The sequence below is a fragment of the Paenibacillus alginolyticus DSM 5050 = NBRC 15375 genome, from assembly GCF_000422905.1.
Lineage (GTDB): Bacteria > Bacillota > Bacilli > Paenibacillales > NBRC-103111 > Paenibacillus_E > Paenibacillus_E alginolyticus.
In genome coordinates this window covers 81,206-95,286 of record NZ_AUGY01000023.1, presented here as the reverse complement: position 1 = coordinate 95,286, position 14,081 = coordinate 81,206, and the positions used below count along the sequence as shown (strand labels likewise).

Below are 14,081 nucleotides of genomic sequence, written 5' to 3'. Positions count from 1 at the left end.
TGCTTGATGGTCTGAGAAAGACCAAGTTTGTGATCGAATTCTTTATATAGTAGCAGGCCGGCGTCTGAGGTCAGATCACCGCCTTCAAAATTGATTCTCATTCGGGGGTTGAAGTTCATGCCATACTCTTGTAAACTTGTCAAAGAAGAGCCTCCTTAGTAGTTTTGTTGTGTTTGGTCACCATCAACACTACCAAAGTAAGGGCTCTTTTTCCATTTTTTCTTTCACTTTTTAAGAGAGATGAAAAATGGCCGTAATCCCTTGTTACTATTGATATTAAATCATATTAGATAAGAGCTATGAATATTTCAGGGTAAAATAAGTTAGGGGGAATAGAAATGAAAAAAACACGTGATACGATAGAAAAGTTGGGTTTTCCACGGGGGGATTGTCATGACCTGCCTTCATCAACAAAGACCTTTCCTGATGGAGCACAATACCGTGTAGAAATTCCTAGCGTGGAGGGACCGGCTTCTTTTGAAGCGGTGGTAGAGGCTTGTAAGCAACAAGATGTATACATTCACCGGATTTCCCAGGGCAGCGGCATTATGCTGCTAACCGATGAAGAGTTGCAGCAGATGGCTTCCATAGGCCAAAGGGAAAATTTGGAGGTCAGTTTATTTGTCGGCCCTCGAGGGACATGGGATATTACTGCCATGCCTTGGGCAAGCGCAGGTAAGGTCGCGGGTCTTAGGGTGCAAGGAATGGATCAATTGGTCTATTCCATCGAGGATATTAAGCGAGCCTGCACAATGGGGATTCGCAGCATTTTGGTAGCGGATGAAGGTCTATTATGGCTTGTCAATGAGTTTAAGAAAACAGGTGAATTACCAAATGATTTAGTAGTGAAAATTTCGGTACAGATGGCTCAGTCGAATCCCGTATCCATTCGTTTAATGGAGCAAATTGGAGCCAGTACCTATAATGTACCAACAGATCTGTCTCTGGCTCGTTTAGCGGCAATACGGCAGGCGGTTGATATTCCCATTGATATTTATGTGGAGGTTCCTGATGATATAGGCGGATTTATTCGATATTATGAAATTCCAGAAATCATCCGGGTCGCTGCGCCTGTTTACATTAAATTTGGATTGCGGAATTCGCCTAATATATATCCGTCGGGAACCCACCTTGAGGCCACTTCCGTCGCTTTATGCAAAGAACGCGTTCGTCGTGCACGAATGGGCTTGGATATGATCCGGCGCTATGCTCCAGATCTCAAGACATCGGAAAAAGGAGCATCAGGACTAGGCGTTCCTATTTTGTGAGAAGATCTACGGGTTTAAATAGACTTTGATAGAATTTTATCTTACTATTAGGAATAGAGATAAGTATATAACAAAGGGTGGATTGGTATGCCAATAATCCAAGCAGTTGACCGTGCACTTCGTATTCTGGATTTGTTTGATGAGCAAGAGAATGAGATAAAAATAACCGACATCAGTGAACGAATGGGATTGCATAAGAGCACAGTGCATTCTCTCTTAAAAACACTCCAGATGCATGGGTATATCGATCAGAATCCCGAGAATGGGAAATATAAGCTAGGTATGAAACTTTTTGAAAGAGGCAATTTTGTTATCCATGGTTTAGACATTCGGAAGGTTGCAAAAATCCATCTGGTTGACTTATCCATGAAAACCGGCCAAACAACCAATCTTGTCATACTAGATGGCAGAGAGGGCGTATATATTGATAAAGTGGAAGGTTCGCAAGCGACTATACTGTACTCCCGGATTGGTAGAAGAATTCCCGTTCACTGCAGTGCAGTGGGCAAAGTTCTTGTAGCCTTTAAGAATAAAGAAGAACTTGAAAAGTTGCTGCAGGGTCATATTTACAAAGCACATACCCCGAAAACTATTACAAATGAGCGGGATTTCTTAGTTGAGCTTGAACAAGTTAGTACTCGTGGGTATGCCATAGATAATCAAGAGAATGAAGCGGGCGTTCGCTGTATAGCTGTACCCATATATGATCATACGGGGCAAGTCGTTGCAGCTGTAAGTATGTCAACCCTTGTTACTCAAATTAATGATGAAGAACTGGCAAGATTTATAGAGATGTTAAAACAGGAAGCGAATGAAATGTCTCAGAAGATGGGCTATGGGATTCCTTTTCTGCAAAGATAATGTCATTGGAAAATGGATTAGAAGAGTCTCATTTATAGATTCTTCTTTAAATTTCGCTATATTATTAGAACTGTGTTTTATAATGTAAAACACAAATAAAAAATGGAGGTTTTATAATGCGCATTATTCGATTTTTAACCGAAGGTTCGGTTCCTACACTTGCGGCTTTAACAGATGATTCCAAGATCTATGTTTTACCACAGAAGGATTTTATGGAGTTGGTTCATCTGGCTGAGGAGCAAAGAACTACTACCTTGGCTTTAGTAGAAGGCATGATCGCCACATCGACTCCTCTCGATAGAACAATAGGAGACCTGTCCTTACTTGTGCCGATTGTCGCACCTGAAGTTTGGGCAGCTGGTGTAACTTATGAAAAAAGCAGGGATGCAAGAAACTATGAAGCAACGAGTGGTAAGTTAGATGCCTCAACCTTCTATGATAAGGTTTACGATGCAGAGCGTCCAGAGATTTTCTTTAAATCGACAGCGGCAAGGACGATTGGTCCAGATCAGGATGTATATTTGCGTACGGATTCCAACTGGCAGATTCCGGAGCCGGAGCTTGGCCTTGTCATTAGTAAAAGCGGAAAAATTGTTGGTTACACCGTTGGGAACGATATGAGCTGTCGCGATATTGAAGGAGAGAATCCACTATATCTCCCTCAAGCCAAAATGTGGAAACATTCTTGTTCCATAGGTCCTGCTATTCGTTTAGCGGAAACAGTAGATGACCCTTACAAATTCCAAATTACTTGCCGTATCTATCGCAATGAAGAAAAGATAGTGGAAGGCACAGCAAGTACAGGACAATTAAAAAGGAAGTTGGATGAGCTCGTTTCTTATCTTACGCTGGATAATGAAATCTTCGATGGTACCGTTCTATTAACAGGAACTTGTATTGTTCCGTACAATGAGTTTACGCTGCTTGACGGCGATCGAATTGAAATTGAAATTTCGGATATTGGAGTGTTGAATAATCCGGTTAAACTACAAGCCAATAAAATAGCGGTTTCTTAAACACGTTGTTTCCCTTTATTAAAAAACAGATAAGAATGAGGGTGTGGCATATTGGATACAGACTATAAAACAGTCATGATGAAGCCTCAGGATAAAGTAGCCATTGCGTTAATAGATATTCCCGCGGGTGTTCAAGTGTCAGTGAGCTGTCAGCAGCAAACGTTTATAATTGTATTGAAAGAACCGATTGAGTTTGGCCACAAGTTCGCTGTCAGACCCATACAAGGGGGAGAGGATATCCTCAAGTATGGGGAGGTTATTGGTGTCGCAATGAGAAACATCGCTCCCGGTGAGCATGTTCATGTACATAATCTAGAAGGAAAAAGGGGAAGAGGTGATCTCGGTGTCAAAGCTGACTAACGGAAAGTTTTGGGGATATAGACGATCTGACGGGCGTGTTGGAGTAAGAAATCACATTTTGATCTTACCTACGATTACTTGTGCAACCCAAGCAGCCAAACAAATTACAGAATTGGTGTATGGTACGGTTTCTTTTATTCATCAGCATGGTTGTGCCCAGGTTGGAGTCGATTATGATCAAACGTTCCGCACTTATGTGGGAATGGGGACAAACCCGAATGTTTATGGAGTTGTTGTTCTAGGACTTGGCTGTGAAACCCATCAAGGAAGAAGCGTTGCTGCAGAAATCGCGAAGTGCGGAAAGCCTGTAGAACTTGTTTCCATTCAAGACCACGGGGGAACCCTCATGGCGATCGCTCAGGGAGCCAAAATTGCTGCCCAAATGGTGCAGGATGCTTCAGCGGAGATGAGAGAGCTTTGCGACTTTAGCGAACTAATTGTTGGCACGGAATGCGGGGGGTCGGATGCTTGTTCAGGTCTTTCTGCTAATCCTGCTGTAGGTGTTGTAAGTGACATGATAGTGGACTTTGGGGGTACGGCCATCTTAGCCGAAACAACAGAGCTGATTGGGGCGGAACATTTACTTGCCAATCGTGCTGTGGATGAGAAAGTTGCCAAACGGGTTTATGAAGTTATCCAAGCGATGGAAAACCGCTCCTTTGCCATGGGAGTAGATATTCGTACAGGTAATCCTAGTCCGGGTAATCTTAAAGGCGGAATTAGTTCATTGGAGGAAAAATCGCTTGGCGCTGTGAACAAAGCCGGGAGCAGGCCTTTGCAGGAGTTAATAGATTACGCGCAGATGCCAACCAAGAAAGGGTTAGTTTGGATGGATACACCCGGTCATGATATCGAGCAATTAACCGGAATGGTAGCAGGAGGGGCCCAGGTTGTTCTATTTACGAGCGGCAGGGGCACTCCAACTGGCTCGCCAATTGCACCGGTAATTAAAATTGCGACGAATACGGCTATGTTCGAGAAAATGAGAGAAAATATGGATATAAATGCTGGAACGATTATTCAGGGAGCAGAGTCCATCGACGCTGTAGGCCACCGTATTATGGATGAGGTAGCATTGGTTTCATCTGGGAAACTAACAAAGGCTGAAATCTTAAAGCAGCACGACTTTGGGATTTGGCGGATTGGCCCTACATTTTAAGAAAATGATCATAAAAATAAGAGAATGGGTGGATGAAAAAGATGACAGTAATAACGGAAGCAAAAACATATCTGAACTATATTAATGGAGAATGGCTACAAGCATCTACGGAACGGGTAGACGCCAGTATCAATCCCGGGAATAAACATGAAATTGTCGGATACGTACAGAAATCAGGTAAGGAAGATCTGGATCATGCGGTTGCAGCCGCAAAAAAGGCCCAGGTTCAATGGAAACAACTTTCTGGTGCAGCTAGAGGTGAGTATCTTTATAAAATCGCTAATGTGTTGGAAAAGCATATCGATGAAATTGCAGAAACCATGACCAAAGAAATGGGGAAAACCTTTCCCGAAGCGAAGGGCGAAACCGCCCGTGGGGTGGCCATTCTCCGTTATTATGCAGGAGAAGGAATGCGTAAAATAGGAGATGTTATTCCTTCTTCCGACAGTGAAGCGCTTATGTTTACTTCCCGTACACCGCTAGGGGTGGTTGGCGTAATTACTCCATGGAATTTCCCGGTTGCCATTCCCATTTGGAAACTGGCACCAGCACTGATCTATGGGAATACCGTCGTATTGAAGCCTGCTCAAGAAACGGCTGTCACTGCAGCTAAAGTGGTGGAATGTATGCATGAAGCTGGGCTTCCAGCAGGGGTTGTCAACCTGGTAACAGGGAATGGATCGGTGATCGGTCAAGGAATTATTGATCATCCGGATATCAACGGAATTACGTTCACAGGCTCCGATACGGTAGGTAAGTTAGTTGGCCAGGGGGCTCTTGCACGTGGGGCTAAGTACCAACTTGAGATGGGAGGGAAAAATCCTGTCATTGTGGCAGCAGATGCTGATCTGGATTTAGCGGTTGATGCAACAATCAGCGGAGGCCTTCGCTCTACCGGTCAGAAATGTACGGCAACAAGCCGTGTTATTGTACAGAGTGCGGTATATGATGCCTTTAAAGAAAAACTACTGGCTAAAGTGAAGGGTTTAAAAGTTGGTAATGGAATGCATGGGGAAACATGGATGGGACCCTGTGCGAGCGAAAGTCAATTAAATACAGTTCTTTCTTATATCCAAAAAGGCCTTGATGAAGGGGCAACCCTTCTCTATGGTGGAAATAGACTTGAAAGCGGAGGTTTGGAACACGGATTTTATATTGAACCTACCCTCTTTGATAATGTGAATACCAACATGACCATTGCTCAAGAAGAAATTTTTGGCCCTGTTCTTGCTTTGATCCAAGTAGATACTTTTGAGGAGGCTTTGCATGTAGCAAACGATGTTCAATTCGGATTGAGCGCTTCCATTTTCACGCGAAATATTGGGAATATGCTTTCCTTTATTAACAATATGGATGCAGGACTTGTACGTGTTAATTCCGAATCGGCGGGAGTCGAATTACAAGCCCCATTTGGCGGGATGAAACAGTCCAGTTCTCATTCTCGCGAGCAAGGGCAAGCGGCAATTGAATTCTTTACCTCCATCAAAACTGTATTTATAAAAGCATAATGGTGAACATTTAATGAGCTAAAAGGAGAATTCAGAATGAAACCTAAAGTGTTTCTAGCCTACCCAATTCCAAGGGAAGTGGAAGATTTCATAGCTGAACATTGCGATTATCGAAAATGGGATTCTGAAGAAACGATTTCCCGTAGTCAGTTGTTAAAGGAAATTTCGGATGTGGATGGACTTTTAATCTCCGGTGGAAAAATCGATCAGGAACTCTTAGACTTTGCGCCTAAATTAAAAGTCGTCAGCAATGTGTCCGTAGGCTACAATAACTTCGATTTAGCCGCAATGAAGGCTAGAAAGGTCATGGGAACCAATACTCCAAATGTTTTGGATGAAACGGTAGCGGATCTCGTCTTTGGGCTCATCTTAGCTACTGCAAGAAGGATATCGGAGCTTGATCGCTACGTGAAGGATGGAAAGTGGCAGAGCGGAATTGACGATCACCTATTTGGAGTGGATGTGCACCATGCTAAACTCGGCATCATAGGAATGGGTAGAATTGGGGAGAAGATAGTAAGACGGGCCAAATATGGTTTTAATATGGATGTTCTTTACTATAACCGAAAAAGAAAATTAGCGGCAGAAAAAAATTTAGGAGTGAAGTACTGCACCTTGCAAGAGCTGCTCCAAGAGTCTGATTTTGTCGTATTGATGATCCCGTTGACAGCGGAAACCACTCACTTAATTGGCCGAGAGGAATTGGCACTGATGAAAAAAACAGCCATCTTTATCAATACTTCCCGTGGCCAAACTGTGGATGAGGAGGCACTCATTGTTGCATTGGAAAAGGGAGACATTCGTGGAGCAGGTCTTGATGTTTTCGAACAAGAACCAGTAGATCCAAGTAATCCTCTTTTAAAGATGCCTAACGTTGTGGCCCTCCCACATATCGGATCGGCTACGGTAAAGACACGATTTGATATGGCTATGCTTGCGGCACAAAATTTAGTTAAAGCTGTGTCGGGAGAAATTCCACCAAATCTTGTAGAAGAGTAAAATTCCCGTCAAGGTTATTGGATTCGGGTCTGCTAAAAGCTGTAACCCTCTTAAAAAAGGGTTATAATATTTTCTTTGAAAGCGCTTTAACTGTGATTCTAGGCTAATTTCTGGTGTCTTTGAAATTATGTGTTTAACACGGCAGAGGGGGAATACCAATGAAAAATGAAACGTGGAAGAAAATGGCTAGTTCTGTTGCGCTACTTGGAATGCTGGTTCTGACTGCATGCGGAGCTGGAAGCAGCACAGCAACTAGCAGGGGAGAAAAAGCAGACAGCAAAAAGGCAGTAACGGCAGCGCCAACAACACAAGTCAAGTCAGATTTTCCGAAGAGAGCCATCACGCTAATTGTTCCTTATGCCGCAGGTGGGGGTACCGATGCTACTGCTCGAGCACTAGCTAAAGCTACCGAGAAACAGTTAGGCCAATCGATTGCAATTGTAAATAAGACAGGTGGCGGCGGAGCTATTGGATTTACCGAGGGTTCAATTGCCAAACCCGATGGATATACCGTGACAATGGTTACGGTTGAACTTGCTACCTTACATCATCTTGGCTTGACCCCTATTACATACAAGGAATTCAAACCGATCGCACAAATCAATTTCGACCCATCCGCTATTACAGTAAAAGTGGATGCACGTTGGAAAACAGTGAAAGAATTTATGGAATATGCAAAAGCGCATCCAGGCGAAGTGAAAATGGGTAACTCGGGTCCAGGATCTATCTGGCATCTATCCGCAGTATCCATTGAGAAATCAGCAGGTGTTACATTTAACCACGTACCGTTTGACGGTGCAGGACCCGCTGTAGTAGCCCTTATGGGAGGGCATATTGATGCTGTACCCGTTAGCCCTGCAGAAGTAAAGACACAAGTAGAGGGCGGAAAGCTGAGAACATTGGCTATTGTAGATGCGAAGCCATCCGAAGCGATCCCAGGAGTGAAAACGCTTGAAGAGGAAATCGGTATTAAACCTAATTATCTAGGACCGTGGCGCGGACTTGTTGCACCAAAGAATACACCTGACGATGTTATGAAAGTCTTAGAGGATGCCTTCATGAAAGGTGCCAATGATCCGGAGTTTAAAGACTATATGAAGAAAAGCGGCCTCGGCATGGTTATTAAAGATAACCAAGGATTCGGGAAATTAATGGAGGATAGCGATAAGTCCTTCGGTGAATTAATCCCAGCGTTGGGACTTGCGAAAAAATAAATACTTAGCTTGAAATCGTTCCCTTTAATTAAGGGAACGATCTTATTTAATTAGAAGAAAATGGTTAATAGGAGGAGGAATATGAACAGGCTGATCTTTTTCCTTTGTTTTATCTGGGGATCAAACTGGGTTGTGATGAAAGCGGCAGGAGACTATTTTCCACCGATGATGTTTTCCGCAATCCGATTTCTAATGGGTACTTTTGTTTTATTTATCGTTATTTATTTAAAGCGTATCCCATTGCCCAAGAAAGAAGATTGGAAGTGGTATACGGTCTGCGGATTGCTGCAAACTACTTGGATTTATGCTGTAAATCAGCCTGCGCTTCAATATGTGAATGCTGGTATTGTCTGTATCCTCGGATTTACCATGCCGTTTTGGCTTTCGATTATGGCACATTTTCTGATACCCGGAGAACGTCTCACCTGGAATAAGACAATCGGATTGGTTTTAGGAATTGGCGGTCTTTTTTTTGTCATGAATATCAATCCCTTTCATATGCAATGGAGCGGCACGGAGCTGTTCATAGAGCTGCTTATTATTTCCGGAGCCATTGCATGGGCCGTTGCAAATCTGATCATTAAGGTAAAGCTGCAAAATAACGATAAATTTCAATTTACGGCCTATCAAATGGGAATTGGTGCTCTGGCCCTTCTATGCATTTCCCTCTTCTATGAACAGGGGCAAACCATAACATGGAACTGGGTATCTTTTTCCTATTTATTTTTTGCTGGGGTAATTGCTTCTGCTCTTGCTTATGTTCTATGGTTCTATATTCTTTCCAAAGTAGAAGCTAGTAAAGCCTCTATCACTTTATTATTCATTCCGGTCATTGGTGTACTTTCCGTGTGGTTATTTCTCGGGGAACCATTGGATGTAAAAACACTTTTTGGAATGGCAATGGTCGTCTCGGGGATCGCTATGGTAAATAAAAAAATGGTAGCGAAAATAAAAATAATAGAAAATTGTGAACATGCCGGATAACCAGTTAAAAGGACGTGATGATTTGAAAAATGTAGGTGTTTGTTTTGGTATCTTCATATTTCTTTTAGGTTGTATGCTTTTTTGGCAGGCTTTGTCTTTGGATTATAAAAGTTCCATTGGACCAGGACCAGGACTATTCCCATTATGGTTAAGTGGAATTTTAATTATCCTGTCTATTCTATATATCGTAGAATCGATAAAAAAAGAGGTGATTTTGATTTCGGACATTCTCCCAAAGGGAAAGGGATTAGGGAATGTGATATCCATTCTTTTTTCCAGTATTATCTTTATAATTGTTGTTTCTTTCGCTGGGTTTGTGATTGCCGGTACCCTCCTTATGTTTATGCTTTTGGTGCGGGAGTACAAATGGTACCGGGCACTGGGGATTTCTTTTGTCATTGCCATTACTACGTTCGTGGTTTTTCAAACCTTTTTGGACGTACCGCTACCTGTTAATGAATTTGGTTTTTAGGGGGAAGAAAGATGGAGCAATGGTTATCAGGATTTGCAACTGCCCTTACATGGTGGAATTTATTATACTGTTTAATCGGAGTAACGATTGGAATGCTTGTTGGCGTCTTACCTGGGCTTGGCCCTACCACCGGAACAGCAGTGTTACTTCCGATTACTTTTGGAATGGAACCTGTATCCGCTATCATTATGCTATCGGGAATTTATTACGGAGCCATGTACGGAGGAACGATCACATCTGTATTAATCAATACGCCTGGCGAGGCGGCGTCGGTCATTACTTGTTTGGATGGACATCCTTTAGCTAAGCAAGGACGAGCTGGAACCGCCCTTGGAGTGGCGGGCATCGGATCTTTTATTGGGGGGACTGTCTCCTTATTTGGTTTAGCTTTTGTTGGTCCGCCGTTAGCCAACTTTGCTTTAAGATTTGGCCCGCCGGAATTTTTTGCCCTTATGGTTTTGGGCTTGACGATGGTTATTGGACTGATGGGTAAATCCTTAATTCGTGGAATGATTTCTGCCTGCATTGGGTTGAATTTAGCATTAATCGGGATGGATCCGATTTCGGGGGCTCTCCGTTTCACCTTTGGAGAGCCGCATTTGATGAGCGGCATAGATTTCGTAACGGTAGCCATGGGATTATTCGGTTTATCGGAAATTCTCATCACTGCTGAGCAAAGTTACAAATCCGAAAAGATTGCGGCGGTGAAAGGGGTTCTTCCAAGGCGTGAAGAATTGAAGCCGACATTTAAGGCAATCGGCAGAGGAACCGTGTTAGGCTTCTTTATCGGCTTAATTCCTGGGGCTAATTCGGTTATCCCGGCGATTCTATCTTATTCATTGGAGAAAAAGCTTGCTAAAGATCCATCCCGTTTCGGGAAGGGAGCAATTGAAGGAGTGGCCGGACCTGAGACGGCTAATAATTCCTACTGCGGTGGGGCGCTTATTCCACTGTTTACATTAGGGATTCCAAGTTCACCAACGATCGCCATCTTGTTAGGGGCTTTCATTATGCATGGCTTGACACCTGGGCCAACGCTATTCCAGAATAACCCTGAATTTGTGTGGGCGATTATAGCCAGTATGTTTATCGGGAATGCGATTTTGCTATTCATGAATTTACCCATGGCAGGCATATGGGCTAAGGTCGCAATGGTACCCTTTAAGCTGCTATTTCCTATTATCCTAATCATATCTGTGGTAGGAGCTTATACCGTAAACAATAGTCTTTGGGATGTGGGTGTGATGATCGTTTTTGGAATTTTGGGTTATTTAATGAAAAAGGTAGATATTCCAATGGCGCCCATCGTCTTAACCTTCGTATTAGGAAAAATGATGGAAAGTTCACTGCTTCAATCATTAAGCATGTTCCACGGAAGCTTTTTCGCTATATTTCAACGTCCTATAGCGGGTATAATGTTAAGCTTATCGATCCTCATATTTGTGCTTAGCTTTATCGCAGGAGTTATGAAAAAGAAGGGTATCCTTGCCAGTGATGTGGAAATGTAGAGCTAATCCAGTCGCGGAGTTATTAATAACCACCCCAAGCCGAAGGAGATATTCTAGAAAGGAGTAGATGAAAATGGATGGCTATTTATTCGTTGGCTTGTTTAAACTTATTTTAATTAATATTGTTTTAAGTGGAGATAACGCTATTGTTATTGCTCTAGCTTGTCGTAATCTCCCTTCAAATCAACAAAAAAAGGCTATATTCTGGGGGAGCATTGGGGCAATAGGTTTAAGAATCGTGTTAACGTTCATTGCCGTTTGGTTGTTAGAAATTCCCTTTGTTCAAATCGCAGGAGGATTATTACTTATATATATTGCTATTAAATTATTGAAAAATGATGGAAAAGAGGAGCAGATACAATCTAGCAGTAAAATGGGTCAAGCTATTAAAACGATTATCATTGCCGATTTAATCATGAGTCTAGATAATGTCCTTGCTATGGCTGGCGCAGCAAGAGGAAACTTCTTGCTGATCGGATTAGGACTGACTATTAGTATCCCATTGATAGTTTGGGGAAGCCAGTTATTAATGCGTCTCATGAATCGCTTCCCCATAATCGTTTTATTAGGAGCTGGGCTACTAGGTTACACTGCAGGAGAAATGGTATTAAACGATAAAACAGTAGAAAAATTTATCGAATCAATATTCCAGGCAGGTCATGATATGATTCCTATTGGATTGGCTATTCTCGTTATGTTTGTCGGTAAAATTGTGTCTAAGAAAAAAGTATACCTAGATCAAGCCGTATCCGAGGAAGTAAAGTCCGCTGTTTAGGAAATCAATCTATTTAGTGACGAAGATTGTTTACGGAAGAGGATTCATCAAGTGGAATTGGAGGTTGGATAATGGTAAAAAAACGCAGTTTTTATTATTATCTTCATTTTGTACATGGATTAATGATTCTCATTTTGTTAGTAAGCGGAACCGTTTTATACGTTCCAACGCTCCGCATCTACTTTGTAGAGTACCGCTGGACAATAAGAGAAGTTCACTCTATCCTTGGTATCCTCTATTTCATTTTTATCCTATCGATTATTCCTCATTTGGTTCACTATCTTCGAAGAAACCGATTCTGGAAAAAAACATTTCATATTTGCTTACAGTATTCCCTTGGATTAGGATGGGCTGCAAGTGGGATTTATCTATGGATCAACAATACCGCCTACTTAAGAATACGTCAAGTATCTCTAGACGTTCATGATCTATTAGCTCTGTTTATTATCCCTTGGACATTCGGGCATATAATGCTTTGGTATTTCCGGAAAAAAGGAGAGGGAAAACGAATAGTCAGAAGAAAGCGCAGTGGTGATGATCGTGACCGCGGCATACTTTATTCTCGCCGAGACGTGGTAATCCTTTTTTGCGGTGGCATGGCATCTATACTTTTGGGTGGGTTATTTCGCTGGTATCAACCGATATCCACACATTTCTTAGCGGGACTTAGTGATATCAAAAGAAGAGGTTATTTTCGCATCTATTCGGTCAGAAATGATCCTCCTGCCTTTGATAAGACAACTTGGCGATTATTGGTTACTGGATTAATTGAAAACCCATTGGAATGGACATGGGATGACCTGATGAAACTTCCTAAACATACGTTTACCCATGACTTTCACTGCGTAACAGGTTGGAGTGTCCTCGGAGTAGAGTGGGAGGGCATTTCATTTCAGGAGCTCGTAAATAGCTTAGAACCGAGGCAGGAGGGAATATATGTAAAGATGCATTCTGCTGATAAAATTTATACAGAGACTTATCTGCTTTCACAACTTATGGAACAGAACGTTATTCTAGCTTACAAAATAGATGGAAAAGAATTGATTGGTAACCAGGGGGCTCCACTTCGTTTATTTCATCCAGCCATGCATGGCTATAAATCGATCAAATGGCTGGATCATATTGAATTCACAATTGAACGAGGGTTAGGATATTGGGAAGAAAAAGAAGGTTACGATATAAATGGGTATATTGTTTAAGTATGTTACGATTGCCTTTGTCTGGGGGTGCCTATTTTCCCTTACCTACTTGATAATGAGCAGTCGATCTGAAGAAGATGTTCTTCATTTGCAACAAATACTATCTAGTGCCAAGGACTTAAAATCGTACGCTACTAAACAAACGGTTTTATTGGATGGTAATGAACAATTGTCCCTACAATCAATTTCACAAGAAGATCCTTACTTAACAAGGGTGACATCAAAAGCCAAATTAACCGATTTCGAAGACTTTAGGTTTGAGGTTTATTTTCAGCCTGATGTGATTTATATCCATGATTTAGCTTCAGAACTTTGGAACAAAGCTGATTATACTCATCCTGTTGCCGGCCAGCTCGAAGGGTTGAAGGATCCTTTTGCTTTATGGTTAAGACGTCTGAAAGATGCAAATAAGATTGAGAGATATATGAACGATCATCATGAACACTTTATCGTTCATCTTAAACCGTTTGAGGATGAAATCCATGGGGTTCGATTGGAAAATATCGATGGTGGAACAATGGAAATTTGGACAGAACACCAACCATACACCTCAGTAAAACTGAAATTGGACATTCGCTTTAAACCGAATATCACTCGAGGATTTGACCAAATGGTATACTTCATGGAAATGGATGAAGATAAAAGAGTTGAAATAATGCTCCCCAAACAAGCTGGAACTGCCAAAAAAATAAAATAGAGTTATAGGCTATAATGCACGACATCACGTATTTATCGCAATGGAGAAAAGTCAGTGAAAG

The 14,081-nt window shown here is 42.1% G+C and carries 14 protein-coding genes; all 14 read left to right on the top strand.

What is annotated here, in order from left to right:
- Positions 1–338 precede the first annotated feature (338 nt).
- The 14 genes from G519_RS0112665 (at position 339) to G519_RS0112600 (ending at position 14,020) form a co-directional block, all read left to right on the top strand.
- Positions 339–1,268, top strand: a complete 930-nt coding sequence (locus G519_RS0112665; RefSeq protein WP_029195016.1) for a U32 family peptidase — start codon at positions 339–341, stop codon at positions 1,266–1,268.
- A gap of 87 nt (positions 1,269–1,355) precedes the next feature.
- Positions 1,356–2,129, top strand: coding sequence for an IclR family transcriptional regulator (locus G519_RS0112660; protein WP_029195015.1), 774 nt, complete (start codon positions 1,356–1,358; stop codon positions 2,127–2,129).
- A gap of 116 nt (positions 2,130–2,245) precedes the next feature.
- Entirely contained in the window at positions 2,246–3,145 is a 900-nt protein-coding gene (locus tag G519_RS0112655; protein ID WP_029195014.1) for a fumarylacetoacetate hydrolase family protein, read from the top strand.
- 75 nt (positions 3,146–3,220) lie between these two features.
- A complete protein-coding gene (locus G519_RS0112650; protein WP_036632806.1) occupies positions 3,221–3,505 on the top strand; it encodes a UxaA family hydrolase in 285 nt (94 codons plus the stop codon).
- On the top strand, positions 3,498–4,664 hold the full coding sequence (locus tag G519_RS0112645; RefSeq protein WP_029195012.1) for a UxaA family hydrolase: 1,167 nt from the start codon (positions 3,498–3,500) through the stop codon (positions 4,662–4,664). Before G519_RS0112650 ends, G519_RS0112645 begins: the two co-directional genes overlap by 8 nt.
- Positions 4,665–4,705: 41 nt before the next feature.
- A complete protein-coding gene (gene gucD, locus G519_RS0112640; RefSeq protein WP_029195011.1) occupies positions 4,706–6,172 on the top strand; it encodes an alpha-ketoglutaric semialdehyde dehydrogenase GucD in 1,467 nt (488 codons plus the stop codon).
- A gap of 36 nt (positions 6,173–6,208) precedes the next feature.
- Positions 6,209–7,171 carry a 2-hydroxyacid dehydrogenase gene (locus G519_RS0112635; protein ID WP_029195010.1) on the top strand — a complete coding sequence of 321 codons (963 nt, stop codon included), beginning with the start codon at positions 6,209–6,211 and terminating at the stop codon, positions 7,169–7,171.
- Positions 7,172–7,329: 158 nt separating this feature from the next.
- Positions 7,330–8,385 (top strand): tripartite tricarboxylate transporter substrate binding protein, encoded by a 1,056-nt coding sequence (locus G519_RS0112630; RefSeq protein ID WP_029195009.1) that lies wholly within the window; start codon positions 7,330–7,332, stop codon positions 8,383–8,385.
- Between the two features lie 81 nt (positions 8,386–8,466).
- Positions 8,467–9,369, top strand: coding sequence for a DMT family transporter (locus G519_RS0112625; RefSeq protein ID WP_029195008.1), 903 nt, complete (start codon positions 8,467–8,469; stop codon positions 9,367–9,369).
- A complete protein-coding gene (locus G519_RS42815; protein WP_051253352.1) occupies positions 9,359–9,841 on the top strand; it encodes a tripartite tricarboxylate transporter TctB family protein in 483 nt (160 codons plus the stop codon). Before G519_RS0112625 ends, G519_RS42815 begins: the two co-directional genes overlap by 11 nt.
- Positions 9,842–9,852: 11 nt before the next feature.
- The gene (locus G519_RS0112615) at positions 9,853–11,349 is read left to right on the top strand and encodes a tripartite tricarboxylate transporter permease (RefSeq protein ID WP_029195007.1); all 1,497 of its coding nucleotides are present in this window, start codon (positions 9,853–9,855) and stop codon (positions 11,347–11,349) included.
- Between the two features lie 73 nt (positions 11,350–11,422).
- Positions 11,423–12,124, top strand: a complete 702-nt coding sequence (locus G519_RS0112610; protein ID WP_029195006.1) for a TerC family protein — start codon at positions 11,423–11,425, stop codon at positions 12,122–12,124.
- Between the two features lie 71 nt (positions 12,125–12,195).
- Positions 12,196–13,323: a molybdopterin-dependent oxidoreductase gene (locus G519_RS47410; protein WP_051253351.1), complete on the top strand. Its 1,128-nt coding sequence runs from the start codon at positions 12,196–12,198 to the stop codon at positions 13,321–13,323.
- Positions 13,307–14,020, top strand: a complete 714-nt coding sequence (locus G519_RS0112600; protein ID WP_029195005.1) for a hypothetical protein — start codon at positions 13,307–13,309, stop codon at positions 14,018–14,020. Before G519_RS47410 ends, G519_RS0112600 begins: the two co-directional genes overlap by 17 nt.
- The last annotated feature ends 61 nt before the right edge of the window (positions 14,021–14,081 follow it).

What these genes read in the sequence shown, in the direction of transcription:
- G519_RS0112630 (WP_029195009.1), top strand. Translation starts at nt 7,330, where the DNA reads ATGAAAAATGAAACGTGGAAGAAAATGGCTAGTTCTGTTGCGCTACTT.
- G519_RS0112650 (WP_036632806.1), top strand. Translation starts at nt 3,221, where the DNA reads ATGATGAAGCCTCAGGATAAAGTAGCCATTGCGTTAATAGATATTCCC.
- G519_RS0112635 (WP_029195010.1), top strand. Translation starts at nt 6,209, where the DNA reads ATGAAACCTAAAGTGTTTCTAGCCTACCCAATTCCAAGGGAAGTGGAA.
- G519_RS0112660 (WP_029195015.1), top strand. Translation starts at nt 1,356, where the DNA reads ATGCCAATAATCCAAGCAGTTGACCGTGCACTTCGTATTCTGGATTTG.
- G519_RS0112600 (WP_029195005.1), top strand. Translation starts at nt 13,307, where the DNA reads ATGGGTATATTGTTTAAGTATGTTACGATTGCCTTTGTCTGGGGGTGC.
- G519_RS0112625 (WP_029195008.1), top strand. Translation starts at nt 8,467, where the DNA reads ATGAACAGGCTGATCTTTTTCCTTTGTTTTATCTGGGGATCAAACTGG.
- G519_RS0112665 (WP_029195016.1), top strand. Translation starts at nt 339, where the DNA reads ATGAAAAAAACACGTGATACGATAGAAAAGTTGGGTTTTCCACGGGGG.
- G519_RS42815 (WP_051253352.1), top strand. Translation starts at nt 9,359, where the DNA reads ATGCCGGATAACCAGTTAAAAGGACGTGATGATTTGAAAAATGTAGGT.
- gucD (WP_029195011.1), top strand. Translation starts at nt 4,706, where the DNA reads ATGACAGTAATAACGGAAGCAAAAACATATCTGAACTATATTAATGGA.
- G519_RS47410 (WP_051253351.1), top strand. Translation starts at nt 12,196, where the DNA reads ATGGTAAAAAAACGCAGTTTTTATTATTATCTTCATTTTGTACATGGA.
- G519_RS0112615 (WP_029195007.1), top strand. Translation starts at nt 9,853, where the DNA reads ATGGAGCAATGGTTATCAGGATTTGCAACTGCCCTTACATGGTGGAAT.
- G519_RS0112655 (WP_029195014.1), top strand. Translation starts at nt 2,246, where the DNA reads ATGCGCATTATTCGATTTTTAACCGAAGGTTCGGTTCCTACACTTGCG.
- G519_RS0112610 (WP_029195006.1), top strand. Translation starts at nt 11,423, where the DNA reads ATGGATGGCTATTTATTCGTTGGCTTGTTTAAACTTATTTTAATTAAT.